Raw genomic sequence first — 24,575 nt, forward strand, 5'->3', positions numbered from 1 at the left:
CCGGAAAGTCCGCTTTCCGGCGTTTTTTTGTGACTTTAGCTCATTTGTTCAGTTTGACGGCGCTCCAGTTTTTTGATCAGATAGTAAAAAACGAGTGCAAATGCACCGTGACTGAACAGGAGAGACCATGCCGTCTGATATCCGTGGGGACCGTCTGTCCCCGGCGGAGGTCGAGTCGAATTTCGCCGACCTTCACCCGCTGCTCAGCAAACACGAAGCCTATGTCGAGGCCGACCGGTGCTATTTTTGCCATGACGCGCCCTGCGTCACGGCCTGCCCGACCGGGATCGACATTCCGCTCTTCATCCGGCAGATCCTGACGGACAATCCGTCCGGCTCGGCGAAGACCATTCTGGGAGCCAACATCCTCGGCGGGATGTGCGCCCGGGTTTGTCCGACGGAGACGCTCTGCGAGCAGGTCTGCGTCCGCGAGACGGCGGAGCAGAAGCCGGTCCGGATCGGCGAATTGCAGCGCTACGCGACGGATCATCTGATGGCCGCCGGTGTCCATCCGTTCGAACGGGCCGCGCCCACCGGTAAGAAAGTGGCCGTGGTCGGGGCCGGTCCGGCGGGTGTTTCCTGCGCACATCGCCTCTCTATGCACGGACATGACGTCACGATCTACGAGGCGAAGTCGAAAGGCGGGGGGCTCAACGAATACGGCATCGCGGCTTACAAGGCGGTGGACGAATTCGCCCGGCGCGAGCTCGATTTCGTGCTCTCCATCGGCGGTATCGAGCTGAAGACGGGGATGGCGCTCGGCCGGGACGTCTCGCTGGATGCGCTCGTCGGGGATTACGACGCGGTCTTTCTCGGGCTCGGTCTCGGGGCGACGAACGGTCTCGGGATCGCGGGCGAGCAGCTTGAGGGCGTCGTCGATGCGGTCGATTTCATCGAGGATCTGCGTCAGGCGCCCGCGCTGGAGAAGGTTGCTGTCGGACGGCGTGTCGTGGTGATCGGCGGCGGGATGACGGCGATCGACGCCGCCGTGCAGTCGAAGTTGCTCGGCGCGGAGGAAGTGACACTGGTCTACCGCCGCGGCGCGGACCGGATGAATGCGAGCGCCTACGAGCAATCGCTGGCGAAGGAGAAGGGCGTCGTACTGCGGCACTGGGCGCGACCGGAGAAAATCGAGGCAGGATCGGACGGCAAGGCAGCCGCCATCAGTTTCATGAAGACCCGCGAGGAGGGTGGCAAACTGGTCGATACCGGCGAGCAATACGAGCTTCAGGCCGACATGGTGCTGAAGGCGATCGGCCAGGCGTTTACGCCGGCGCCGCTCAAGGGGGCCAATACCGAGATCGCGCTGGAAGGCGGGCGGATCAAGGCAGGGGCCGACCGGCGCACGAGCCATCCGAAAATCTGGGCCGGCGGCGACGCGGTCGCGGGCGGCGAGGACCTTACCGTCGCCGCGGTCGAGGACGGCAAACAAGCCGCGCTTTCCATCCATGCGGCGCTGACGGGCGCCTGAGCCGGATCGGGAGAAAGATCATGGCAAATCTGCAGACCAATTTCCTCGGTATCAAATCCCCCAACCCGTTCTGGCTGGCCTCGGCGCCGCCGACCGACCGCGAGGTCAACGTCACCCGTGCCTTCAAGGCTGGCTGGGGCGGCGTCGTCTGGAAAACCCTCGGCGAGGACCCGCATATCGTCAACGTGAACGGCCCGCGCTACGGCGCGGTGCATTCCAACGACCGGCGTCTGATCGGCCTCAACAATATCGAACTGATCACCGACCGGCCGCTGGAGGTCAATCTCCGCGAGATCAAGGCGGTGAAGAAGGCCTGGCCGGACCGGGCGATCGTCGTTTCGCTGATGGTGCCCTGCGAGGAGCAGGCCTGGAAGAAGATCCTGCCGCTGGTCGAGGAAACCGGCGCGGACGGGATCGAGCTTAATTTCGGCTGTCCGCACGGCATGTCCGAGCGTGGCATGGGCGCCGCCGTCGGCCAGGTTCCGGAATATGTCGAGATGGTCGCGCGCTGGTGCAAGCAGAACACCCGCATGCCGGTGATCGTGAAGCTGACGCCGAACATCACGGATGTCCGCCAGCCGGCACGGGCCGCCAAGAACGGCGGTGCGGACGCAGTTTCCCTGATCAACACCATCAATTCGGTCATGGGCGTCGATCTCGATATCATGGCCCCGAGCCCGCATATCGACGGCAAGGGGACCCATGGCGGCTATTGCGGCCCGGCGGTGAAGCCGATCGCGCTCAGCATGGTCTCGGAGATCGCCCGCGATCCGGAGACGAAGGACCTGCCGATCTCGGCCATCGGCGGTATCACCACTTGGCGCGACGCCGCCGAGTTCATGGCGATGGGGGCCGGCACGGTGCAGGTTTGCACAGCGGCGATGACCTACGGCTTCAAGATCGTGGAAGAGATGAAGTCGGGCCTCTCCGACTGGATGGACGAGAAGGGCTATACCTCCGTCGACCAGTTCGTCGGACGCGCCGTACCGAACGTCACCGACTGGCAGTATCTGAACCTCAATTACGTGGTGAAGGCGCGGATCGATCAGGAAAGCTGCATCAAGTGCGGACGCTGTCACATCGTCTGCGAGGACACCTCGCACCAGGCGATCTGGGCCGAGAAGGATGGACAGCGGCATTTCGAGGTGAACGACGCCGAATGCGTCGGCTGCAATCTCTGCGTCAGCGTCTGCCCGGTCGAGGATTGCATCACCATGGAGCACCTGACCGACGGCGTGGACCAACGCACCGGCCAGAAGATCAATCCGGACTATGGCAACTGGACGACGCATCCGAACAACCCGATGCGGGTTGCTGCGGAGTAGGAGGCAAAACCCAATCCAGAGTCGTCATTTCCACGCAAGTGGGGACCCAGAGAACGTAGAGCGGAGACCTGGACCCCTGGGTCCCCGCATTTGCGGGAATGACGACTTTATGAGTCGTTTGAATCGCTTGGCGGGCGTTCTTAACGTGGCTTCAGCCCGTTGAAGAGCACAGTGAAGAGCGTCCGTTCTGCCGCTTCGAAGCGCTTCTCGCGGGTTCCGGGGTCGGTCCCCTCGAGAGCGTCCATCTGGGTCTCGAAATCGGCGTAATGCTGGGTCGCGGCCCAGATCATGTAGATCAGGTGCAGCGGCTCGACCGGAGCCATCTTGCCTTCGGCGATCCAGGTCCGGATCGCCTTGGACTTTTCTTCCACGAGGTTCTTGAGCGGGCCTTTGAGGGTCTCCTCAAGAAGCGGCGCGCCCTGCAGGATCTCGTTGGCGAAAAGGCGGGAGGCTTTCGGATTGATCCGGGCGTGGGCCAATTTGGCGGAGATATAGGCGCCGAGTTCGGCGCTCGGGTCGCCATCCGGATCGAGTTTGGCAAAGGGGGTGAGCCAATCGTCCAGGGTTTCCTGCAGGACGCTCTGATAGAGGTCCTGTTTTGTGCGGAAATAGTACAGCATGTTCGGCTTGGACATGCCGGCGGCGGCGGCGATTTCGTCCAGCGTCGTGCCGCGGTAGCCGGAGCGCGAGAACATGTCGAGCGCGGCTTTCAGGATCCGCTCCCGGTTCTCCTGCTGAATACGCGTGCGGGGCGTTTCTCCCGTGACCGCAGCCATTACCTGACTCCTGCTTGCGGGAGGGCCGGAAATCCGGTGCCGGGGTGCGGAAAAAAAGAGCTGCGTGGAGTCATGGCGCGTGTCGAATTTGCTGTACGTTTTCTGGGCAGGAAAGGCACGGGAATGCCTACACTTTAATCTTGATCAAATGGTCAACTTTGTCTTTGCTTATAGCCGCAGAAGGGCATGAAGACAAATGCTCCCGAAAGGTGCCGAAAGGCCGAAGTCCCGATAACCGATCTGGGCTTCCGGCGGCGGCGAAAAGAGTCCCGGCCCCGGGACAGAGCGAACAGGAGAGTCTTGGATGAGCGAGCCGGCCAGCAATATCCGGATCAATGGCCAGCGGCTGTGGGACAGCCTTATGGACATGGCGAAAATCGGACCGGGCGTCCGCGGCGGCAACAACCGCCAGACGCTGACCGATTCCGACAAGGAAGGGCGCGAGCTGTTCGCCAGATGGTGCGACGAGCAGGGCCTGACCATGGGCGTCGACAGCATGGGCAACATGTTCGCGCGTCGCGAGGGCACCGATCCGGACGCGCTCCCGGTCATGGTCGGCTCCCACCTCGATACCCAGCCCACCGGTGGCAAGTATGATGGTGTCCTTGGTGTGCTCGGTGGCCTCGAGGTGATCCGGACGCTGAACGATCTCGGCATCAAGACCAAGCATCCGATCGAGGTGGTGAACTGGACCAACGAGGAAGGCACACGTTTCGCGCCCGCGATGGTTGCCTCCGGCGTATTCGCCGGCGTTCACACCCAGGAATGGGCTTATGACCGGACCGATGCCGAGGGCAAGAAGCTCGGCGACGAACTCGCGCGGATCGGTTTCAAGGGCGACGAGCCGGTCGGCAAGCGCAAGCTCCATGCCTTCTTCGAACTGCATATCGAGCAGGGTCCGATCCTGGAGGACGAGGGGATCGACATCGGTGTCGTGACCCACGGCCAGGGCCTGAAATGGATCCAGATCACTCTGACCGGCAAAGAGAGCCATACCGGCTCCACCCCGATGCCGAAGCGGATCAATGCCGGTCTCGGCATGGCGCGGGTGACCGAGCTGGTGAACAAGATCGCGCTGGAGCACGGCCCGCACGGCGTCGGCGCCATCGGTCACCTGGAGCTCTATCCGAACTCCCGCAATATCATCCCCGGCAAGACGGTCTTCACTGTCGACTTCCGGCATCCGGACAAGGCCAATTTGGAAGAGATGGAAGCCAAGCTCCGCAAGGGTGCGAAGGAGATCGCCGACGAAATCGGTCTCGGTCTCGAGATCGAGCAGACCGGCGGCTTCGACCCGGTCACCTTCGACGACGGCTGCGTCACCGCGATCCGCAGCGCGGCCGAGGAACTCGGCTATTCGCACCGGAACATCGTCTCGGGCGCCGGGCACGACGCCTGCTGGATCAACCGTGTGGCGCCGACCGCGATGGTGATGTGTCCCTGCGTTGATGGCCTGAGCCACAATGAGGACGAGGAAATCACCAAGGAATGGGCGACCGCAGGGGCGGATGTGCTGTTCCATGCCGTGGTCGAGACGGCCGGAATCGTCGAATAAAAACAGAACGATACAGGAGAGAGCTCATGTCGAAAGTCATCAAAGGCGGGACTGTCGTCACCGCCGATTACAGCTATGAATCCGACGTTCTGATCGAGGGCGGCAAGATCACCGCGATCGGCAAGGACCTGCAGGGCGACCAGACCGTAGACGCTTCCGGCTGCTACATCATGCCCGGCGGGATCGATCCGCATACCCACATGGAAATGCCTTTCATGGGTACCTATTCGGCGGACGATTACCACAGCGGAACGTCGGCCGCGGTTTCGGGCGGCACAACCATGCTGGTGGATTTCTGCCTGCCGGTGCCGGACCAGTCCCTGATGCAGGCGCTGCAGAGCTGGGATCAGAAGGCGTCAAAGGCGGTCACGGACTATTCCTACCACATGGCCATCACCTGGTGGTCGGAGCAGGTCTTCGACGAGATGCAGCAGGTGGTGAAGCGCGGCATCAACACCTTCAAGCATTTCATGGCCTACAAGGGCGCGCTGATGGTCGACGACGACGAGATGTATGCCTCGTTCCGCCGCTGTGCCGATCTCGGTGCCATGCCGCTTGTGCACGCGGAGAACGGCGACGTCGTCGCGCATCTTCAGCAGAAGCTGATGGAGGAGGGCAATAACGGGCCGGAGGCGCACGCCTATTCCCGTCCGCCGGAAGTCGAGGGCGAGGCTGCCAACCGGGCGATCATGATCGCCGACATGGCCAACGTGCCGCTCTACATCGTGCATGTCTCCTGCGAGGAGGCACATGAGGCGATCCGCCGGGCGCGCCAGAACGGCAAGCGGGTTTTCGGCGAGCCGCTGATCCAGCATCTGGTGCTGGACGAGAGCGAATACGCCCATCCAGACTGGGATCATGCCGCACGCCGCGTGATGTCGCCGCCGTTCCGCAGCAAGTTGCATCAGGATGGGCTCTGGAATGGCCTCGCAGCCGGATCGCTGCAATGCGTCGCGACCGATCATTGTGCCTTCACCACCGATCAGAAGCGCATGGGCATCGGCGATTTTACCAAGATCCCGAACGGAACCGGCGGTCTCGAGGACCGTTTGCCTGTGCTTTGGACGCGCGGCGTGAATACCGGCCGCCTGACGCCGAACGAGTTTGTCGCGGTCACTTCGACGAATATCGCCAAGATCCTGAATCTCTATCCGAAGAAGGGGGCGATCCTGGTTGGGGCCGATGCGGATATCGTCGTATGGGACCCGAAGGCCTCAAAGGTCATCACGGCGAAGAACCAGGTTTCGGCGATCGACTACAATGTGTTCGAAGGCATCGAGGTCACCGGTTTGCCGCGCTTCACCATGAGCCGTGGAGAGGTGGTCGCGACCGAAGGCAAGGTCGATGCCGCGGAAGGACGGGGCAAGTTCGTCGGCCGCGAGCCTTATCCGGCGACCAACCAGGCACTCTCCAAGTGGAAAGAGCTGACGGCGCCGCGCAAGGTCGTGCGGGACGCCGCGAATATCCCGGCGGGGGTCTGAACCGGGAAGCGGACGGCTTGGCCGTCCGCGCTACCGCAATGAAATAGAAGCGGACCGCCGGAGGGTGCCGGCCGGTCGGCCGTTATGGAGACCATGGTGACAGATATGCAGGCGACCGGCGCCGCCCAAGAGGCAGGCTTCCGCGTGATCGACGCGCGCGAGCTTTGCCTGACCTTCGAAACGAATGACGGTCCGGTACACGCGCTCTCCAATGTCGATCTGACAGTCGAGCGGGGCGAGTTCGTCTCTTTCATCGGGCCGAGCGGCTGCGGCAAGACGACCTTACTGCGGGTTATCGCCGATCTGGAACAGCCGACCTCCGGTGTGATCTCGGTCAACGGCATGAGTCCGGAGGAGGCGCGGAAAGCCCGCGCTTATGGTTATGTCTTCCAGGCCGCAGCGCTCTACCCGTGGCGCACCATCGCCGGAAACGTGGCGCTTCCGCTGGAGATCATGGGGCTCGACAAGACGGAGCGCGAGGCGCGTATCAGCCGCAATCTGGAGCTGGTGAACCTTGCGGGCTTCGAGCGCAAGTTCCCCTGGCAGCTGTCCGGGGGCATGCAGCAACGCGCTTCCATTGCCCGCGCGCTCGCGGTCGAGCCGGACCTGCTACTGATGGACGAGCCCTTCGGCGCTCTTGACGAGATCGTCCGCGATCACCTGAACGAGCAGTTGAACCGGCTTTGGGATCGGACCAACAAGACAGTCATCTTCGTCACGCACTCGATCCCGGAGGCGGTCTTCCTTTCGACCAAGATCGTCGTCATGTCGCCGCGGCCGGGCAGGGTGCATGAGGTGATCGAGTGCAACCTGCCGCGCGAACGCACGCTCGATATCCGGGAGACTCCCGAGTTCCTCGAGATCGCGCACCGGGTGCGGGACGGGCTCCGTGCCGGGCACGCTTACGACGATGAATGAGTTGCTGAAATCCCGGACCCTTGCGGTCTCAACGGTCCTGCTGGTGCTGATCGCCGTCTGGTATATCGCGGCTGTGCTGCTGAACGCGCCGTTCCAGCGCGAGCAGGACGAACGCGCCAAGGCGACGCCGACGAGTGGGCAATTCATCTCGGCCACGCTGAACCAGAAAAGGCCTGTGCTGCCGGCGCCGCATCAGGTGGCGGTCGAGATTTGGAATACAACGGTCGAGAAGAAGGTGACGTCGAAAAGAAGCCTTGTTTATCATGCCGGTATAACGCTTTCTTCAACCATGCTCGGGTTCCTCATCGGCTCCGTGCTCGGAATTGTGCTGGCAGCGGCGATCATCCATGTCGAAAGCCTCGAGCGCAGTTTGATGCCGTGGATCATCACCTCGCAGACCATCCCGATCCTCGCCATCGCGCCGATGGTCATCGTGGTGCTGAACGCGGTCGGGATCTCCGGGCTGATCCCGAAGGCGATGATTTCGACCTATCTTTCCTTCTTTCCAGTCACGGTCGGCGTGGTGAAAGGCCTGCGCTCGCCGGACCCGATGCAGCTCGACCTGATGCGGACCTACAGCGCGTCCTCCTTCCAGACTTTCTGGAAGTTGCGCTGGCCGTCCTCGATCCCGTTCCTCTTCACTTCCATGAAGATCGCCATCGCCGCGAGCCTTGTCGGAGCCATCGTCGGTGAATTGCCGACCGGGGCCGTGGCCGGTCTCGGAGCGCGGCTGCTTGCCGGTTCCTATTACGGGCAGACGGTGCAGATCTGGTCCGCGCTGCTGAGCGCGGCTTTCCTTGCGGCCATGCTGGTCACCATCGTCGGTTTCGCGGACAAGGCGGTGCGCCGCCGGATGGGGATGGCGCAATGATGGCCGGTATTCCCCTGACGGTGATCGGCGGCGCGATCGCGCTGGCCTTCGGTATCGCCGCTGCTCTCACAGGTTGGGATGCTGTCTCCTCGTCCTATGCCGCGTGTTCTGTTCTTCTTGCAGGTGCGGTCGCCGCGTCGATCGTCTGGCGTGTCGGCGCGCTCGGGACCGCACTGATTTTCCTGTCCGTCCATGCCGCCGCCTTTCCGCTGATGTGGCATCTGGGAACAGCCCCCGGAGACATGGAATACGGCTACTGGGGCCTCCTGATTGCGTCTTGGCTGCTAGCCTGGACCAGCGTCAGTCGCCTGACGAAGACGGCGAAGTCTCTCCCGTCCGGCGCAAAGAAGGCCGTTGGCCTCCTGATTCCGCTGATCTTCGGGCTCTGGCTGATGCTGATCTGGGAAGCGATCACGCGCGGGGCGGGTGTGCCGCAGGTACTGCTGCCGGCGCCGAGCGCGATCTGGGCGAAGCTCACAACGTCGCTGCCGATCCTCTGGGCGGATTTCGTCCAGACCTTCCTGAAGGCCGTGATCGCGGGCTACGTACTTGGTTGCGGCATCGGTTTCGGCACCGCGATCCTGGTCGACCGCTCGCCCTTCCTGAAGCGCGGTTTGGTGCCCGTCGGCAATATGGTGAGTGCGCTGCCGATCATCGGTATCGCTCCGATCATGGTCATGTGGTTCGGTTTCGACTGGCAGTCCAAGGCCGCCGTCGTCGTCATAATGACCTTCTTCCCGATGCTGGTGAACACCCTCGAAGGGCTCTCTGCGTCGAGCGCGATGCAGCGCGACCTGATGCGGACATACGCGGCCAGCTATGGACAGACACTCTGGAAGATGCGCCTCGTCGAGGCGCTGCCCTTCATCTTCAACGCCCTCAAGATCAATTCGACGCTGGCGCTGATCGGTGCCATCGTGGCCGAGTTTTTCGGCACGCCGATCGTGGGCATGGGATTCCGCATTTCAACCGAGGTCGGCCGCATGAATGTCGACATGGTCTGGGCGGAAATCGCGGTAGCGGCACTGGCCGGTTCCGCTTTCTACGGCGCACTCGTGCTGATCGAGCGCGCCCTGACATTCTGGCACCCGTCCAACAGATAAGAGCCGGGGCCGGGGAGGCTTTTTCAATGAGGAGAGCGAAGATGCAAAAACTGCTGACAGGACTGCTCGCGGGGGCGATCGGTCTGATGTCTTCGGCCGCGATGGCGGAAGGCGAGGACCATGTGACGCTGCAGCTGAAATGGGTCACGCAGGCCCAGTTCGCTGGTTATTACGTGGCGGCCGAAAAAGGCTTCTACGAGGAAGAGAACCTCACCGTCGATATCAAGCCGGGCGGCCCGGACATCGCGCCGCCGCAGGTGATCGCCGGCGGCGGGGCCGACGTGATCATCGACTGGATGCCGTCCGCGCTCGCCAGCCGCGAGAAGGGTGTTCCGCTGGTCAATATCGCCCAGCCCTTCAAGAGCTCGGGCATGATGCTGACTTGCCGCAAGGATACCGGCATCACCTCGCCGGCGGACTTCAAGGACAAGACCCTCGGTGTCTGGTTCTTCGGCAACGAGTATCCGTTCCTTTCCTGGATGTCCCAGCTGAAGATCCCGACCGACGGCAGTGCCGGCGGCGTTACCGTGCTGAAGCAGGGCTTCAACGTCGATCCGCTGCTGCAGAAGCAGGCCGATTGCGTGTCCACCATGACCTATAACGAATACTGGCAGGTTATCGATGCCGGCATCCCGGCCTCCGAGCTGGTGGTCTTCAAATATCAGGATCAGGGTGTGGCGACGCTCGAGGACGGGCTCTATGTCCTCGAGGACAATCTGAAAGACCCGGCTTTCGTCGACAAGATGGTGCGCTTTGTCCGCGCCTCGATGAAGGGCTGGAAATATGCCGAGTCCAACCCGGACGAAGCCGCCGATATCGTGCTCGAAAACGATGCGACCGGCGCCCAGACCGAGAAGCACCAGCGCCGCATGATGGGCGAGATCGCAAAGCTGACAGCGGGCTCCAACGGAGCGCTCGATCCGGCCGACTACGAGCGGACGGTTGCGACCCTCCTGAAGGGCGGCTCGAGCCCGGTCATCACCAAGAAGCCGGAGAACGCCTGGACCCACCTGATCACGAGCAAGGCGCTGAAATAGTCGGTATCCTTGAATCACTGGAAAAGGCGGCCTTTAGGCCGCCTTTTCTTTGCGCGCTAAATAGCGCCGCCGAGATAGGCTTTCTGTACCGCGGGATCGAGGATAAGCGACTCGGCGCTGTCCGCGCCGGTGATCCTGCCGTTTTCCAGCAGGTAGCCGCGGTCCGCGATGGCAAGGCTTTGCCGCGCGTTTTGCTCTACGAGCAGGACGCCGAGGCCCGCATCGCGGATTTTCCGGAGGTTGCGGAAGAGCTCACCGCAGAGCAGCGGAGAAAGACCGAGCGAAGGCTCGTCCAGTAACAGGATCTCGGGGTTGGACATGAGCGCCCGTCCGATCGCGACCATCTGCTGTTCCCCGCCGGACATCGTGCGGACGATCTGGCTGCGCCGGTCCCGGAGTTTCGGGAACAGCTCCAGCACCTTTTCGAGATTGTCCCGCTCTATCGCGCGTGCCCGTGCGGGGTAGGCGCCGAGCGTGAGGTTCTCCATCACATTGAGGTCCGCAAAAATCCCGCGGCCTTCCGGGACCAGAGCGAGGCCGGCTTCGACGATAGCATCTGGCTTCATGCCGATCAGGTCCTGTCCGCCGAGCATACAACCGCCCGTCACGAGGCCTTCGGAGATACCCGCGAGGGCCCGAAGAAGAGAGGACTTCCCGGCGCCGTTGGCTCCGAGCATGACGACGATCTCGCCCCGGTCGACTTCGATGGATATCTCGTGCAGGGCCTCATGGAGGCCGTAAGAGACCGCGATCCCGCGCGCTTCAAGCATCAGCCGTCCCCAGATAGGCCTCGATCACATGCGGGTCGGACAGCACGTCGGCGGGCGTGCCCTCGGCAATCTTCTGACCGGAATTCATCACGACGCAGCGGTCGCAAAGCGAGCGGATCGCATCCATGACATGCTCGACCAGTATGATGGTCCGACCCTCGGCGCGAAGCGCGGCCACGAGGTCAATGCCGACCCTGAGTTCGGACGGGTTCAGTCCGGCGAGCCACTCGTCGAGCAGCAGCACCTCCGGTTCTCCCGCGAGGGCGCGGGCGAGCTCCAGGCGTTTCTGATCGATATAGGTGAGGGACGAGACCGCTTGCCTCTCCTTACCGGACAAGCCGACTCGTTCCAGGAGGCTGACGGCGAAGGTTTCGGCCTCGGCGCCCCACCTCTGCTTGTGTCCGAAAACCGCTCCGGCGATCGTATTCTCCATCACCGAGAGGCCCGGCAAGATCCGGACGAGTTGGAAAGTGCGGGAAACGCCGAGACGGGCGATCTCATGCGCGCTGGCGCCGGTCAGCTCTCGTCCGCGGAGCCTGATATTGCCGGAACTAGCTTTGAGCGCACCTGAAATCAGGTTGATCGAGGTGGATTTCCCGGAGCCGTTGGGCCCGATAATCCCCATGACCTCGTGTTCCCGGACGTCGAAAGTCAGCCCATCGACCGCAACGAGGCCGCCGAATCTTTTGGTCAGGCCGCCGACCTGGAGAATCGTCTCTCCCGGTGTCATGACAGTCTCCGGGGCTTCAGTTTTGCGGCGAGTCCGGTGATTCCGTCCGGGATCAGGTAGACGATTGCCAGGAACGCGACGCCGAGCATCATCGTCGTTGCGTTCGGGAAGGTGGCTGAGACCGTTTCCCAGAGCAGGGTGAACGGAACAACCCCGAGCAGCGGTCCCCAGAGATGCCGGGTGCCGCCGAGCAGGGCCATGATGACGACGAGGAAGCTCAGCTCCGGGGAGAAAACGACGTTCGGCTCAATGTAATAGTAGCGCGGCGCAACGATCGCTCCGACAAGCGCCGCGAAAAAGCCTGTGCTCATGAAGAGCAGGATCTTTGTTCGGGCCGTGTCGATCCCAACGTGGCGGGCGACCTCCTCGTCATTGCCGAGTATCCGCAGGGCGAAGCCCATGCGGGACCTGCCCAGGCGCCAGCCGAAAAGGAAGATCGCCGCCGTTACCGCGAGCAGCATCCAGTAGATGTGCCGTTCCTCAAGTTCGGTCAGCACGTAGAGTCCGCGGGAACCGAGAAAGTTGTTCTGTACCCAGCTGACCAGATTTCGGATCATTTCGGCTAGGCCGAGGGTGAAGATCACGAAATAGACTCCGGACAGGCGCAGGGTGGCGACGCCGATCGCGCCCGCGAGCAGCAAGGCCGCTAGCGGTGCAAGTGCGGCCATCGTCCAGAAGGAGGCGCCGAAATCGCTCATGCCTGTCGCCACGAGATAGCCTCCGACGCCATAGAAGGCGCCGGTCGAGAGCGCGATGAGGTGCGTCGGCCCGGAGAACAGTGCCCAGCTTGTCGAGAGCGCGGTGTACATGACGATGGTGACGGCGATGGAGAGCCAGTAACCGTCTGCGATGAACGGCACGCAAGAGGCCGCGATCAGAAGGACGAGGACACCGGCCGGCTTTGCGCTGGTCTTCATCAGGCGCTCCTCCGTCCGAAAAGTCCCTGCGGCCGGAACAACAGCACGGCAAGGAAGATCGCATAAGCCGCAACCAGTGTCAGGCCCGGATCGACGACGGTTGCGACAGCGGTTTCGACCAAGCCGAGAATCAGAGCGGCGACGATCGATCCGCGAATGTCGCCGACCCCGCCCATAATGACGATGATCAGCGCCTTCATCGTGAAGATCACGCCGGCGGAGGCGTCGAGGGTGACAAAGGTCGATATCAGGCTGCCGCCGAGCGCCGTAACCGTGCCGCCGAGCGCAAAGGCGAGGGCGGAAATCCGGGCAACGTTGATGCCGACTAGGCCGGCCGACTGCGGCGACACAGCGACGGCGCGCACCGCCATTCCCGCGCGGGACCGGTTGAGCCACAGATAGAGTGCCGTGCCGATGGCAGCGGCAAGAAGTGCGGCAACCAGACGATTGGCGGCGACCGTCGTACCGAGTACGGAAACCGGGACCGCAAGGAAGGAATAGGTGAAATACTCCGCTTGCAGGCTGACCATCAGGCCGACCAGGAAGAAGCTCATCCCGAAGGTGGCGAGAATGGTATCGACCTCGAGCTGTCCTCGATTCCTCGCTCGCTTGACCAGGGGGCGAAGTAGAAAGGCATAGATCACCCAGCTTCCGATGAAGGCAAGCGGACCGACGATCAAGAGTGAGACAATTGGGCTTACGCCAAAGGACACGAAGCCCCAGAAGGCGGCGAGGCCGCCGAGCACGAGGACTTCGCCATTGGCGAGGTTCATAATCCGGGCGACGCCATATTGCAGGTTCAGTCCCATAGCGACGAGCGCGTAGGCACCTCCGAGCAGGAGTCCGGAGATCAAAACATCCATGAAGTGTCTCTGATCAGGAACAAAAGAGGGGCCGGCCCAAATGGTCCGGGCCGGCCCAGGGGCATCATTTCCAACCCTTTTTGGCAACCGGTGCCACGCTGTCGCCCATGCCGGTATCGGCGACGGCAACGAACTTGCCATTCCGCCACTGCCCGACGGACCAGTAGCGTTCCGAGTTGTTATGCGCATCGAACTCGATGGTGCCGATCACGGTGTCGAAGGCATTGTTCTTGATGTATTCGGTGACGGCTGCGCGGTCGGTCGTGTCGGCGCCCTCGATCGCCTGCTGCAGCACCTGCAGCGCGGAATAGTAGGTCGCCGAGGCCCAGAAATCGGGCGCCTTGCCTGTAACGTCCTGATGGCGCTTTCGATATGCCTTCATGGCCGACGTTTCCGGATTGACTCCGCCGGCGCCGAGATTGCCCTCGATCGCGCCGCCGAATTTGCCGGCATAGGCAGGGAATGCCGTCGCGACGGCGGTGTAGAAGGCTTTGACGTCGAGGTCCTCGATGATGGCCTGTTCGGTCAGCGCGAAGGTGTCAGGCGGATATGACCATGCGACGAAGGCGTCGGGCGCGGCGGCTTTCGCTCCCTTGACGACCGGCGAGAGGTCGGGTGTGCCGAGCGGATAGGACTTGTCGTAGACGATCTCGAAACCCGCCGAGGCGAACTTCTCGCGGGCGACGTCGGCGAGTTCGATCCCGAAGGCATCCGCGACATTGACCATTGCGACCTTGTTGCCGATGACGCCGTCGCTCCGCAGTTTTTCCAGCGTGCGGGTCGCGCCTTCGACAAAGCCGGTCGTGGAGCCGAGCGTGAAGAACATGTTGGGAAACTTCGCCGTCAGCTCATGGATCTCGTCAGTGATCGCGGTGACGGCGACCATGGGGTATTTGTGCTTCGCATAGATCGGCGCGGCGGCGATGTTGAAACCGGTTCCGTAGGGCGCGATCATGAAATCGACTTCGTCCTGCGTGGCGAGCCGCTGAACGGCCTTGATATGCTCTGCAGGATTGGTCTTGTCGTCATACTGGACGACTTCGATCGGACGGCGCTCTCCACCGACCATCAGGCCGCCTTTAGCGTTCACCTCTTCGGCCCAGAGCTGCACGTTCGGCAGATGCGTGACTGCTTCGCCGCCCGCGAGCGGACCGCTCAGATGGGCCACCATTCCAAACTTGATCGGGTCCTGCGCGTTCGATGCGCCCGGGACCGCGAAACTCAGCGCGAGCGCAGCGGTGGCGCACGCAAGAATGCGTCGGTACATGATTTCCTCCCTCAAGAACGGCTCTTTTTGCTGGCCGAACCAAATTGAATCCATAATTACGCGAAACCCGCAAGGAATTGCGAGAAAGAATTCCGATATGGCAAAAAATATCAAATTATGTATCCATAATTGGGCCGGATTGCTTCTCTCCGGCAGGAGTGAGGGGACGTCAGAATGAATCAGATCGGACATCCGGCGCCCGATGAAAGTTCGGCGGACAAGCGGGTCCTTGCCGCCCTGCGCCGCATGATCATCGACGGCACACTGTCCGAGGGAACAAAGATCTCCGAAGTGATCGCGGCGGAGATGTTCGGGGTCTCTCGGACGCCCGCTCGGTTGGCCCTTCGCGCGCTTGAGGTCGAGGGATTGATCAGAAAGCGCGATGGACGCGGTTTCACCGTTGCCGAGTTCAATCTGGGGGACATCAAACACGCCTACGAGGTGCGTGGCGTGCTCGAAGGTCTTGCCGCCGGGACGATGGCGAAGACAGGGATTTCCGCAGCGGCGTCGGAGCGGCTGCACGCCGCGGTCGAGGGAATGGCGCGGGCACTGGATTCGGGCCTGGAGCCATCGCGCATCGCACTGCGCTACCAAGACGGCAACGTGGCCTTCCATGAGGCAATCATGCAGGAGTGCGGCAACCCATATGTCGGCTTCACCTTCAGCCGCATGGAAACGCTGCCGATGATCAAACTCGGCACCGTCGTATTCAGCCAGGAGAATGCGGAGGGTGACCTGATGCGTCTGCGCCTCGGTAACATGCAGCACAAGCTCATTCTGGATGCGATCGAGAAGGGAGACGCCCAGCGTGCCGAATCGATGATGCGGGAGCACGCCAACCAGACGCTGGTCTATACCGACATCTTCTCGGCTCCACGGGCAACGGTACCGGACGAAGCCGGTTCGTGAGTTTGCGGCACTGGATGCGCGGCACAGGCAGTTAGTAGAGTTTGCGCTCCTGCCTCCTGCAATCCCGGTTGTTCCATGTCCGATATCGTCTTTCTTTCTGGATTTATGTGCGATTCTCATCTCTGGGACCGTGTGGCTCCGGGACTGGAAGCCGATTTCCGGCTCCATTTCGGTGACCTGACCCGTGATCGGACGTTCGAAGGCATGGCCGAGAGAGTGCTGGCGGCGGCGCCAAGGACGTTCTCTCTTGTAGGCTTTTCAATGGGTGGGTTCGTCGCGCGTGAAATTGCCCTGAAGGCCCCGGAAAGGGTTGAGCGCCTGGCGCTGCTGAACACCAGCGCACGCGGCGACGATCCGGAGCAGGCGCGCCGTAAGGCCGGGCTTGCCAGGGCCGCGGAGACCAGGGGCTTCAGAGGTCTGTCTCGTCATTCCATCCTGTCGTCGCTGCATCCGGACCGCCGGGGCGACGAAGAGATCGTCGCCAGTATCCGGGAAATGGCGGACAGGATCGGCAGGGAAGGGTTCGTGAACCAGATCGGCGTGGTCCGACAGGACGGTCATGGCGAGCTCTCCCGCATCACCTGTCCGGCTTTGGTCGTCTGGTGCCGGCAGGATGAACTGCGGAGCCTGGAAGAGGCGCAGGAGCTTGCAGACGGAATTCCGGGTGCGGAACTGCGGATCGTCGAGAATTGCGGTCACATGTTGCCGCTGGAGGCTCCCGGAGAGACGGTTTCCCTGCTCCGGAACTGGCTCTCCAGCAGCGTCGCAGCTTGATATGCCGCGGGTTTTCGCCGTCTATTCCCTTTCTAGCGCTAGATTATTGCTCTCCTTCAAAAAATTGTGATTGCGCAGAGCTTGATTCCGAGACCATCCGCTACCACTTAATAACTATACTACTCGGTGTAGTACACATCTGCCGGCTGCTGTCATGTCCCGTATTATCTGGCTCGCGTCCTATCCCAAATCCGGGAACACGTGGATGCGTGCGTTCCTCGCCAACTACTTCCTCGATCGAGATGAGCCGGTCAGACTTTCCGAACTCAACGAGTTTACGCTGAGCGATACGATTCCGAGCTTCTATGCCAAGGCGGCCTGCAAGCCCGCAGAGCAGATCACGCTGGAGGAATCCGTTGCAATTCGGCCAGCCGTACAACGCTTAATGGCAGCCAGCAAACCGAACGACCATTTCGTGAAAACCCATTCGCAGCCGTCATTTCCGAATGGGGCGGTGCTGATCGACCCGGCGATATCCCTCGGTGCGGTCTACATCACGCGTGATCCGCTCGACCTGGTGCATTCCTACGCAACACATTTCGGCGTCTCGCTCGATCTCGCCATTCGCGATATGGGAGATATTCAGAACACGACTGTCAGCCCGAGAGAACAGATTGCCAGCTATCTCGGCAGCTGGAGCGGCCATGTTACGAATTGGACCGATGCCGGAAAGCTCCCGGTTTGTGTCGTGCGATACGAGGATCTTCTGGAGACGCCGGACGCGACATTCGGCGCTGTCCTGAAGACCCTGCGCATTCCAATCGACGATGCGCGGGTGAAGCGTGCGGTTGCGCATGCATCGTTTAAATCTCTCGCCAATCTCGAAGAGCAGGATGGGTTTGCGGAAAGATCACCGCACACCGAAAGGTTTTTCCGTTCCGGGAGGGCGGGCGACGGTGCTTCGAAGCTGTCGAAACGTCAGATCAAGCAGCTGGTAAGAGATCACGGCGCAGTCATGGAGCGTTTCGGTTACCGGCACTGACACGACGGATGGGCGAGACGTAGTCGAACTTTAATAAGCTCTGTTAAGGCGCTGAAAGAAAAGACAATGTCGCGAATCATTTGGCTGGCGTCTTATCCGAAGAGCGGCAATACCTGGGTCCGGGCGTTGCTCGCGAACTATGTGCTGGATCGCGACAATCCCGTCTCCATCAACGATCTTCGCGGGTTCACGCTGAGCGACACGCGGCCACGATACTATGACGGTCTTCTCGACCGTCCGTTGCCGGATCTTTCGGAAAGCGAGATCCGTGCGCTGCGCCCCCTCGCATTGCGACAGCTTGCCGATGCCCGTCCGCACGATCATTTCGTCAAAACCCATTCCCAGTATACGGAGTTTGAAGGCATCAACCTGATCGAGCCCGAAGTGACGGCGGGTGCAATCTATATCGTACGCGACCCGAGAGATGTGGCGGTTTCCTTCGCTGCGCATTTCGGTCTCGCGGTCGACGATGCGATCGAGCGGATGGCTGACGCGGGGAACCTGACCACGGCCGGGGATTTCCGGATGACCACTTTTCTCGGCAGCTGGGACGCCCACGTCGCATCCTGGACGAATCAGGACGAGGTTCCCGTCTGTCTCGTGCGCTATGAGGATCTGTTGCGGGCACCCGAGGAGACTTTCGGCAAGATGCTGAAAGTGTTGGGTCTTCCGCACGCGCAGGATCGGATATCTCGGGCGGTCGCGAACAGTGCATTCGAGACTATGAAACGAGAGGAGCGTAGGGACGGTTTCGTCGAGCGGCCTCCGCACATGGAGCGCTTCTTCCGGGCCGGTACGGCGGGAGGTTGGCGCGGGGTTCTAACCGACGCACAGATCAAGCAGATCGAGCGTAAATTTGCACCTGCCATGAGGCAGCTCGGATACTAGTTGAGGGTCTCCGCCGACACGCCTTTAAGCCGGGTGGTTGAAGGGGCCAGGCCAGGTGCGTTATGCAGGAAGCCAACCGGCGTGTGAGTGGTGCGCGTCCGACAATATTCTGGGCGCGCGATCATGCCTAAGATCATCTGGCTCGCTTCCTATCCCAAGTCCGGCAATACCTGGATGCGGGCCTTTCTTGCCAATTATCTTCTCAATACCGCCGAGCCGGTCCCGATCGGCGATCTGCGCGCTTTCTCATTGAGCGACGTTCGCCCGCGCTTCTATGACGAAGTGTTCGAAGGCGATGTGCGTAAGATGACAGCGGAGCAAAGCGTCAGGCTTCGGCCGGACGCCCAGCGCTGCCTGGCCGAGGCTCGTGAGCACGATCACTTCGTCAAGACACACTCTCGGCAGGGCATGCTCAATGGAACGCCCCTGATCGAGCGGTCGGTCTCCGCCGGTGCGATCTACATAGTTCGAAATCCGTTCGATATCGTGCCGTCCTACGCGAGCCATCTTGGCGTGGAACCAGACCAGGCTATCGACGTCATGGCGGACCCGGACCATGCAACCGTCGAGGCCGATGTGCAGATCATGACCGCGCTCGGACGCTGGGACGCGCATGTGGAGAGCTGGATGGACGACCAGAGCACGCTACCGGTTTGCCTCGTCCGGTATGAGGATCTGCGTGCGGTACCGGAGCAGGCGTTCGGGCGCGTGATCCAGACCCTCGGCCTTCCGTTCGATACCAACCGGCTCGCCCGGGCGATCCGGCACTGTTCTTTCGAGGAGCTGAGCCGGCAAGAAGAAGAGGGCGGTTTTTCCGAACGGCCGCCGCATATGGAACGCTTCTTTCGCGCCGGACGCAGCGGGGAAGGCGCGGAGGAATTAAGCTCCTTGCAGCGGCAGCGGCTGGTCTCGGAGTTCGGGGCGGTGATGCGGAAACTTGGATATCTGGAACGCTAGCCGCTACTTGGTCTCGTAGGCGAAGACTCCATTCCAGTCTGTTGGCGGGGACCGGGTGAGTTCCTCAGCTCTCTCCCGCAAGGTTCGCGAGGCAATGTCACCCGGCAGCGCTGCTTCGGCTTCGGCGAAGGCGGATGCCGCCGGAGAGAAGTTGCCGCGGAAGTATTCGGATAGCGCCCGCTCGTAGAGATCGCGCGCATGCAGGATTGGATCCTCCACGTTTCCGGACTTGCCCAGCAATTCGAAGATATCCGTCGGAGTATTGTGACCGGCGACGATCACCCGGTCGAGATGGCGCCATTCATAACCTGACCCGGCAGCGTCTTTCAGAGAGGCCGGGCCGATAATCCGCGTGCCATAGACCTTGTTCAGGGCCTCAAGGCGGGACGCGACATTGGCGGCGTCTCCGATGATCGAATAGCCGAAGCGTTCCGAGGACCCGATATTGCCAACCACGACCTCGCCGAAACCGAGCCCGATCCGGATACGGAAATCCGGTGATCCCTTTGCATTCGTGCGCCCGGTGAGGGCTTGCAGGGCATCGAGTCCGGCACTGCAGGCGCAAGCAGCATGATCGGGCAGGTCTCGCGGTGCGTTGAAGAAGGCGAGCAGGCCGTCGCCCATGAATTTGTCGATGGTTCCGCCGGAGCGGTTAAGAGCCTCGGCCATGAGATCGAAGAAGTCCCGCAGCTCAAGCACAAGCTTGTCCGGCTGCATTCCTTCGGCGATGCCGGTGAAGCCCTCGATATCGATGAAGAGAATGGTCAGTTCTTTTCGCACAGCGCCGAACGAGGCCGCTTCTCCGCTGCTGACCATATCCTCGGCGAGATCCGGCGGAACGTATCGCTGCAGGGAGCGAAGCCCGGATTTCATCTGGTCAACCGAGCGCCCGAGGACGTTCACTTCGGCAATCGGCGAGTTTGGTGCCGGCGCGTCCGATATGCGCATGCGCGCGGCCTCACGGATATCCTCGCTAATGCTGCGGATAGGGCCGGAGATCCGGGTTGCGAAGTACCCGGCCGCGATAATGACGGCAACGGTTGCAAAGACCGCGAAGACGACAGTTCCGAGCAGATGTTCATGAGCGAGATAGAGAAAATCCCGCTCCGGAACGGCCATGGCGACGAACCATTCGAGATTGCTGGAGGATGAAATCGCCTGCGCGCCGACATGGTAGGGCAGGCCGTTCCAGTCGATCGTTCTGGAGACGAACTCGGTTGCGGTCGCGCGGTCAAACAAGTTCTTGAGCGCGTCTGCATTGCCGGCGAATACGTCGAGCAGGACCTTGCGTTCGTCATTCTCGATATGCGGTGCGATCGCGACGGTGCCGTCGCGGTGCATCAGGAAGGCGCCGCCTGATTGGCCGACCTTTATCTTGGTCAGCCAGGTCTTGAGGTCTTCCAGCGGGATGTCGATGTGGAGGACTCCCGCCGCCGGATCTCCGTGCGAGCGGATGATCGATATGCCGTGGTTCCCGTCCTGGAAGAAGTACGGCTTGGTCCAGGTCGGTTCCGCGCTCTCGAGGCCGTTCTTGAACCAGGTAGCATCTCTGTAGGTGGCGCTGTAGACATGGCCCGCGCTGTCGGCCTGAATGGAAACCGGTTCCGGGTTGTCGCCGTGTGCGCCGTGAATATGCGGTACGCTTTCGGTCGCCGTTTCCGCGCTATCCCCGCTGCGTTTGACCAGAAAATAACCTGCTCCGGAGAGGCTGCCATAGCCGACCCAGGTTCCGGGGTCGAGATAGAGCACTTTCGACAGAAGTGCCGTCTCCAGGGCCTCTTTTCCATCGGTTTCCCCGGTTGTTCCGGTATCCACCAGCTCGATAACCGTCAGGGCATTGGCGTACCGGGAGAGGAGGCCGTCGACCTTGTCAACGACGGAATGTCCGACCGTCGTGAAATGCGCTTCCGCCAGACCTTCGAGTACTTCGGTGGTCTCGTCCGTCAGCATGACGCCGACCGAGGCGACAGACGCAACCACACTGGTGATGAGCAGAGCCTGCAGCGCAGTGCGAAGTCTGATCCAGGCAGTCTTGTTCAAACGTGGAACTCCGGGCAGCAATCACGTTCCGTGACCGTGCGCTATCTGGACAAGGAGGCCAAGGGCGTATTGCAGAAGAAAACGGCCGCATCGCGATGATGCGGCCGTTTTCCGGAACATATGCGGGTCGAGTTATTCAGCGGCGTCCGCGACCGGCCAGCCGGCGACGGCCTTGACCTCGAGGAATTCGAGCAGGCCGAACTTGCCGCCCTCGCGGCCATTACCGGACTGCTTGTAGCCGCCGAACGGGCTGCCCGGCGCGCGGCCCGCGCCGTTCAGCTGGATCATGCCGGCGCGCAGCTGGCGGGCGAGGCGCTTGGCCCGTTCCGGATCGCCGGTCTGCACATAGGAGGTCAGACCGTAGGGCGTGTCGTTGGCGATCTTGACCGCTTCCTCTTCCGACTCGAAGGACATGATCGACAGCACCGGGCCGAAGATCTCTTCCTTTGCGATGGTCATGTCGTTGGTCACGTCCGCGAACACGGTCGGCTTCACGTAGTAGCCGCGATTGAGACCGTCCGGACGGCCGAGACCGCCGGCGAGCAGGGTCGCACCTTCTTTGATGCCGGCGTCGATCAGACCCTGGATCTTATTGAATTGGGTCTCGGAGACAACCGGTCCGATCTGACGGCCTTCCTGGGTCGGGTCACCGACTTCCTGGGCTTCCGCGACGGACTTCGCAACCTCGACAGCTTCCGCGTAGGCAGACTTCTCTACCATCATGCGGCTCGGCGCGTTACAGCTCTGGCCGCTGTTGTTGAACATGTGCAGCACGCCGCGCTTTACCGCCTTGGCGACATCGGTGTCGGCGAAGACGAGGTTCGGGCCTTTGCCGCCGAGCTCAAGCGAAACCCGCTTAACCGTGTCGGCAGCGGCCTTGGTCACCGCGACGCCGGCCCGGGTGGAGCCGGTAAAGCTCATCATATCGATATCTGGGTGACGGCTCATCGCCTCGCCGACGGTCGGGCCGTCGCCATTCACCAGGTTGAAGACGCCCGCCGGGAAGCCTGCCTGGTCCATGAACTCGGCGAAGAGCATGGAGGACATGGGGGCGATTTCGGACGGCTTCAGCAGCACGGTGCAGCCGACACCGACCGCCGGGACGACCTTCAGGGTTACCTGGTTCATCGGCCAGTTCCACGGCGTGATCAGGCCGCAGACGCCGATCGGCTCGTGGATGATGTATTCGCTCTGGAATTTCTCGCTGAGCGGGCCTTCGAACTCGAATTCTTTCAGAGCGCGGATGAAGGCCTTGATATGGCCGAGACCGGCGGCGGCCTGCTGACTGCTGGCGATATTCTTGGGGGCGCCCATCTCGCCGGAGATCGCTTCCGCCATCTCCTCCATGCGCTCCTGATAGATTTCTGCGAGCTTCTCAACCTTCGCGACACGCTCGGCATGCGGGGTCGTGCTCCAACTCGAGAAGGCGGCTTTGGCCGCGGCAACTGCCGCGTTCACGTCGTCTTCGGTGCCGAGGGAGATGGTTGCATACTCGGTCTCGTTCGCCGGGTTGATGACGGGAAAGTCGTTTGCCTTGATCGGCGCGACCCATTTGCCGTCGATATAGAAATCGGTTTTCCGTTCCATCTGTTCCTCCCGCGGTGCCCAACGGGCCTGCCGCGTGCTTGCCGGTGATATCTGGCCCGCTCCGGTCTCGGACGGGTGGTCCGCATATGGGGATCGGATCGGGCCGGTACTAGGAGGCCCCCCAGAGGAGGGCACGCGACCGCATTAGTCCATGAAATCGGCTTCGACAACAAGGGGGCGAAAAAAAGACTTATTTTCATATTGGTATAAGTTCCGGAAAAGGAACCGAACAATTCTTTATTGTTGCATTGCACAATAGGTGCATACACTCCGAAACCTACCCATGAGGGCACTTCCCCGCTCTCAAGCTCACCGATGCATCGGTCCGCATTCTGCCGGGCCGGGCGAAGGGGCCAGCCGAGAAGGGGCTTCGCCGCGATGCGGAGTTACCCAAAAAAACACGGCGGACCTGTTTCAATCGAACATGGAGGCTGATGATGAAATTCCTGAAATATTCGCTCCTCGCAGCGGCCGTGGCGGCAGCTGTTTCCGGCAGTGCCGACGCGAAAACCTATAAGGTCGGGCTCGACGGAACCTTCGCGCCGCATGCCATGCCGAAACTGTCCGGCGGCGTGGAAGGCTTCAATGTCGACCTTGCGAATGAGATCGGAAAGCGCCTGGGTGCCGAGATGGACATTACGGCGGCCCAGTGGTCCGGCCTTCTGCCCGGTATGCAGGCCGGCACCTACGATTTCATCGTCGCGCCGACCACGCTGACCGAAGAGCGCACCAAGAGCATGCTGTTCACCGAGGGCTACATCAACACGGACTTCCAGTTCGTGATCAAGAAGGGCGGCCCGAAGATCACCAAGCTCGAAGACTTCAAAGGCAAGGTGATCGCGGTGAACAAAGGCGCGGTCTACGACAAGTGGGCGCGTGAGCTTGAAAGCCAGATCGGCTGGAAGGTCGAGTCCTACGGCACGAACACGGATGCGATCCAGGCGGTTGTCTCCGGCCGTGCCTTCGCCAATGTGGCCGGCAACACCGCGTCGGCCTGGGCGGTGAAGAAGAACCCGCAGATCGAGCTCTCCTACATTCATTCGACCGGCAAGGTCTTTTCGATGCCGTTCCGCAAGGACAGCGCCGAGCTCCGGAACAAGGTCGAGGAAGCGATCGAGTGCATGAAGCTCGATGGCACCATGGCCAAGATGAGCGAAAAATGGTTCGGCGTGACCCCGGAAAAGGGCTCGGCCCTGATCACCGTACAGCCGGGTTACGGCGAGCCGGGTTTCGAAGGCTATGATGCGACCGAGCATACGCCGAGCTGCGGCTGATAGCTGACGTTTTCATATTGCCGGACACGGGCACTCCGTGTCCGGCGGTTTGTTCGTGTTCAATCTGATCAGAGTACCGG

The 24,575-nt window shown here is 61.7% G+C and carries 22 protein-coding genes; 14 read left to right on the forward strand and 8 right to left on the reverse strand.

Features of this window, described 5'->3' with window-relative positions; all coding sequences use genetic code 11:
• Window positions 1-127: 127 nt before the first annotated feature.
• Both NUH88_RS21290 and preA read left to right on the forward strand, forming a co-directional pair.
• Entirely contained in the window at window positions 128-1,471 is a 1,344-nt protein-coding gene (locus NUH88_RS21290; RefSeq protein WP_257768816.1) for an NAD(P)-dependent oxidoreductase, read from the forward strand.
• Window positions 1,472-1,491: 20 nt separating this feature from the next.
• Complete coding sequence (gene preA / locus NUH88_RS21295; protein WP_257768817.1) at window positions 1,492-2,796, forward strand: NAD-dependent dihydropyrimidine dehydrogenase subunit PreA; 1,305 nt, start codon at window positions 1,492-1,494, stop codon at window positions 2,794-2,796.
• A gap of 140 nt (window positions 2,797-2,936) precedes the next feature.
• Here preA and NUH88_RS21300 read toward each other — a convergent pair whose 3' ends face one another.
• The gene (locus NUH88_RS21300; protein ID WP_257768818.1) at window positions 2,937-3,572 is read right to left on the reverse strand and encodes a TetR family transcriptional regulator C-terminal domain-containing protein; all 636 of its coding nucleotides are present in this window, start codon (window positions 3,570-3,572) and stop codon (window positions 2,937-2,939) included.
• Window positions 3,573-3,876: 304 nt separating this feature from the next.
• On the opposite strand from NUH88_RS21300, the gene NUH88_RS21305 reads away from it, so the two are divergent.
• The 6 genes from NUH88_RS21305 to NUH88_RS21330 all read left to right on the forward strand — a co-directional run bounded on the left by NUH88_RS21305 (window position 3,877) and on the right by NUH88_RS21330 (window position 10,537).
• Window positions 3,877-5,127 (forward strand): Zn-dependent hydrolase, encoded by a 1,251-nt coding sequence (locus tag NUH88_RS21305; protein ID WP_257768820.1) that lies wholly within the window; start codon window positions 3,877-3,879, stop codon window positions 5,125-5,127.
• Window positions 5,128-5,153: 26 nt separating this feature from the next.
• The gene (gene hydA, locus NUH88_RS21310; RefSeq protein ID WP_257768822.1) at window positions 5,154-6,608 is read left to right on the forward strand and encodes a dihydropyrimidinase; all 1,455 of its coding nucleotides are present in this window, start codon (window positions 5,154-5,156) and stop codon (window positions 6,606-6,608) included.
• 93 nt (window positions 6,609-6,701) lie between these two features.
• On the forward strand, window positions 6,702-7,526 hold the full coding sequence (locus NUH88_RS21315) for an ABC transporter ATP-binding protein (protein ID WP_257768824.1): 825 nt from the start codon (window positions 6,702-6,704) through the stop codon (window positions 7,524-7,526).
• On the forward strand, window positions 7,498-8,397 hold the full coding sequence (locus NUH88_RS21320) for an ABC transporter permease (protein WP_257768826.1): 900 nt from the start codon (window positions 7,498-7,500) through the stop codon (window positions 8,395-8,397). Before NUH88_RS21315 ends, NUH88_RS21320 begins: the two co-directional genes overlap by 29 nt.
• Window positions 8,394-9,500 carry an ABC transporter permease gene (locus tag NUH88_RS21325; protein ID WP_257768828.1) on the forward strand — a complete coding sequence of 369 codons (1,107 nt, stop codon included), beginning with the start codon at window positions 8,394-8,396 and terminating at the stop codon, window positions 9,498-9,500. The genes NUH88_RS21320 and NUH88_RS21325 overlap by 4 nt, the downstream gene beginning before the upstream one ends.
• A gap of 41 nt (window positions 9,501-9,541) precedes the next feature.
• The gene (locus NUH88_RS21330; RefSeq protein WP_257768829.1) at window positions 9,542-10,537 is read left to right on the forward strand and encodes an ABC transporter substrate-binding protein; all 996 of its coding nucleotides are present in this window, start codon (window positions 9,542-9,544) and stop codon (window positions 10,535-10,537) included.
• A gap of 56 nt (window positions 10,538-10,593) precedes the next feature.
• Here NUH88_RS21330 and NUH88_RS21335 read toward each other — a convergent pair whose 3' ends face one another.
• The 5 genes from NUH88_RS21335 to NUH88_RS21355 form a co-directional block, all read right to left on the reverse strand.
• Window positions 10,594-11,307, reverse strand: coding sequence for an ABC transporter ATP-binding protein (locus NUH88_RS21335; RefSeq protein WP_257768830.1), 714 nt, complete (start codon window positions 11,305-11,307; stop codon window positions 10,594-10,596).
• Window positions 11,300-12,037, reverse strand: a complete 738-nt coding sequence (locus NUH88_RS21340) for an ABC transporter ATP-binding protein (protein WP_257768831.1) — start codon at window positions 12,035-12,037, stop codon at window positions 11,300-11,302. Before NUH88_RS21340 ends, NUH88_RS21335 begins: the two co-directional genes overlap by 8 nt.
• On the reverse strand, window positions 12,034-12,954 hold the full coding sequence (locus tag NUH88_RS21345; protein WP_257768832.1) for a branched-chain amino acid ABC transporter permease: 921 nt from the start codon (window positions 12,952-12,954) through the stop codon (window positions 12,034-12,036). Before NUH88_RS21345 ends, NUH88_RS21340 begins: the two co-directional genes overlap by 4 nt.
• On the reverse strand, window positions 12,954-13,817 hold the full coding sequence (locus NUH88_RS21350) for a branched-chain amino acid ABC transporter permease (RefSeq protein WP_257768833.1): 864 nt from the start codon (window positions 13,815-13,817) through the stop codon (window positions 12,954-12,956). The genes NUH88_RS21345 and NUH88_RS21350 overlap by 1 nt, the downstream gene beginning before the upstream one ends.
• Before the next feature lie 64 nt (window positions 13,818-13,881).
• A complete protein-coding gene (locus NUH88_RS21355; protein ID WP_257768834.1) occupies window positions 13,882-15,084 on the reverse strand; it encodes an amino acid ABC transporter substrate-binding protein in 1,203 nt (400 codons plus the stop codon).
• A 174-nt stretch (window positions 15,085-15,258) separates the two neighbouring features.
• On the opposite strand from NUH88_RS21355, the gene NUH88_RS21360 reads away from it, so the two are divergent.
• From NUH88_RS21360 to NUH88_RS21380, 5 genes are all read left to right on the forward strand, one after another.
• Entirely contained in the window at window positions 15,259-15,993 is a 735-nt protein-coding gene (locus tag NUH88_RS21360; RefSeq protein WP_257768835.1) for a GntR family transcriptional regulator, read from the forward strand.
• 75 nt (window positions 15,994-16,068) lie between these two features.
• Window positions 16,069-16,767: an alpha/beta fold hydrolase gene (locus NUH88_RS21365; protein ID WP_257768836.1), complete on the forward strand. Its 699-nt coding sequence runs from the start codon at window positions 16,069-16,071 to the stop codon at window positions 16,765-16,767.
• Between the two features lie 154 nt (window positions 16,768-16,921).
• Window positions 16,922-17,749, forward strand: a complete 828-nt coding sequence (locus tag NUH88_RS21370) for a sulfotransferase domain-containing protein (RefSeq protein WP_257768837.1) — start codon at window positions 16,922-16,924, stop codon at window positions 17,747-17,749.
• A 66-nt stretch (window positions 17,750-17,815) separates the two neighbouring features.
• Complete coding sequence (locus tag NUH88_RS21375) at window positions 17,816-18,637, forward strand: sulfotransferase domain-containing protein (RefSeq protein WP_257768838.1); 822 nt, start codon at window positions 17,816-17,818, stop codon at window positions 18,635-18,637.
• A 123-nt stretch (window positions 18,638-18,760) separates the two neighbouring features.
• The gene (locus NUH88_RS21380; RefSeq protein ID WP_257768844.1) at window positions 18,761-19,594 is read left to right on the forward strand and encodes a sulfotransferase domain-containing protein; all 834 of its coding nucleotides are present in this window, start codon (window positions 18,761-18,763) and stop codon (window positions 19,592-19,594) included.
• Window positions 19,595-19,597: 3 nt separating this feature from the next.
• Here the strand turns inward: NUH88_RS21380 and NUH88_RS21385 are convergent, their stop codons facing one another.
• Together NUH88_RS21385 and NUH88_RS21390 are read right to left on the reverse strand one after the other, a co-directional pair.
• Entirely contained in the window at window positions 19,598-21,634 is a 2,037-nt protein-coding gene (locus NUH88_RS21385; RefSeq protein ID WP_257768845.1) for an adenylate/guanylate cyclase domain-containing protein, read from the reverse strand.
• Window positions 21,635-21,766: 132 nt separating this feature from the next.
• Complete coding sequence (locus NUH88_RS21390; RefSeq protein WP_257768846.1) at window positions 21,767-23,221, reverse strand: aldehyde dehydrogenase family protein; 1,455 nt, start codon at window positions 23,219-23,221, stop codon at window positions 21,767-21,769.
• Between the two features lie 437 nt (window positions 23,222-23,658).
• Between NUH88_RS21390 and NUH88_RS21395 the strand changes: the two genes are divergently transcribed.
• Window positions 23,659-24,495: a transporter substrate-binding domain-containing protein gene (locus NUH88_RS21395; protein WP_257768847.1), complete on the forward strand. Its 837-nt coding sequence runs from the start codon at window positions 23,659-23,661 to the stop codon at window positions 24,493-24,495.
• Window positions 24,496-24,575 lie beyond the last annotated feature (80 nt).

The sequence above is a fragment of the Nisaea acidiphila genome, assembly GCF_024662015.1.
Taxonomy (GTDB): domain Bacteria; phylum Pseudomonadota; class Alphaproteobacteria; order Thalassobaculales; family Thalassobaculaceae; genus Nisaea; species Nisaea acidiphila.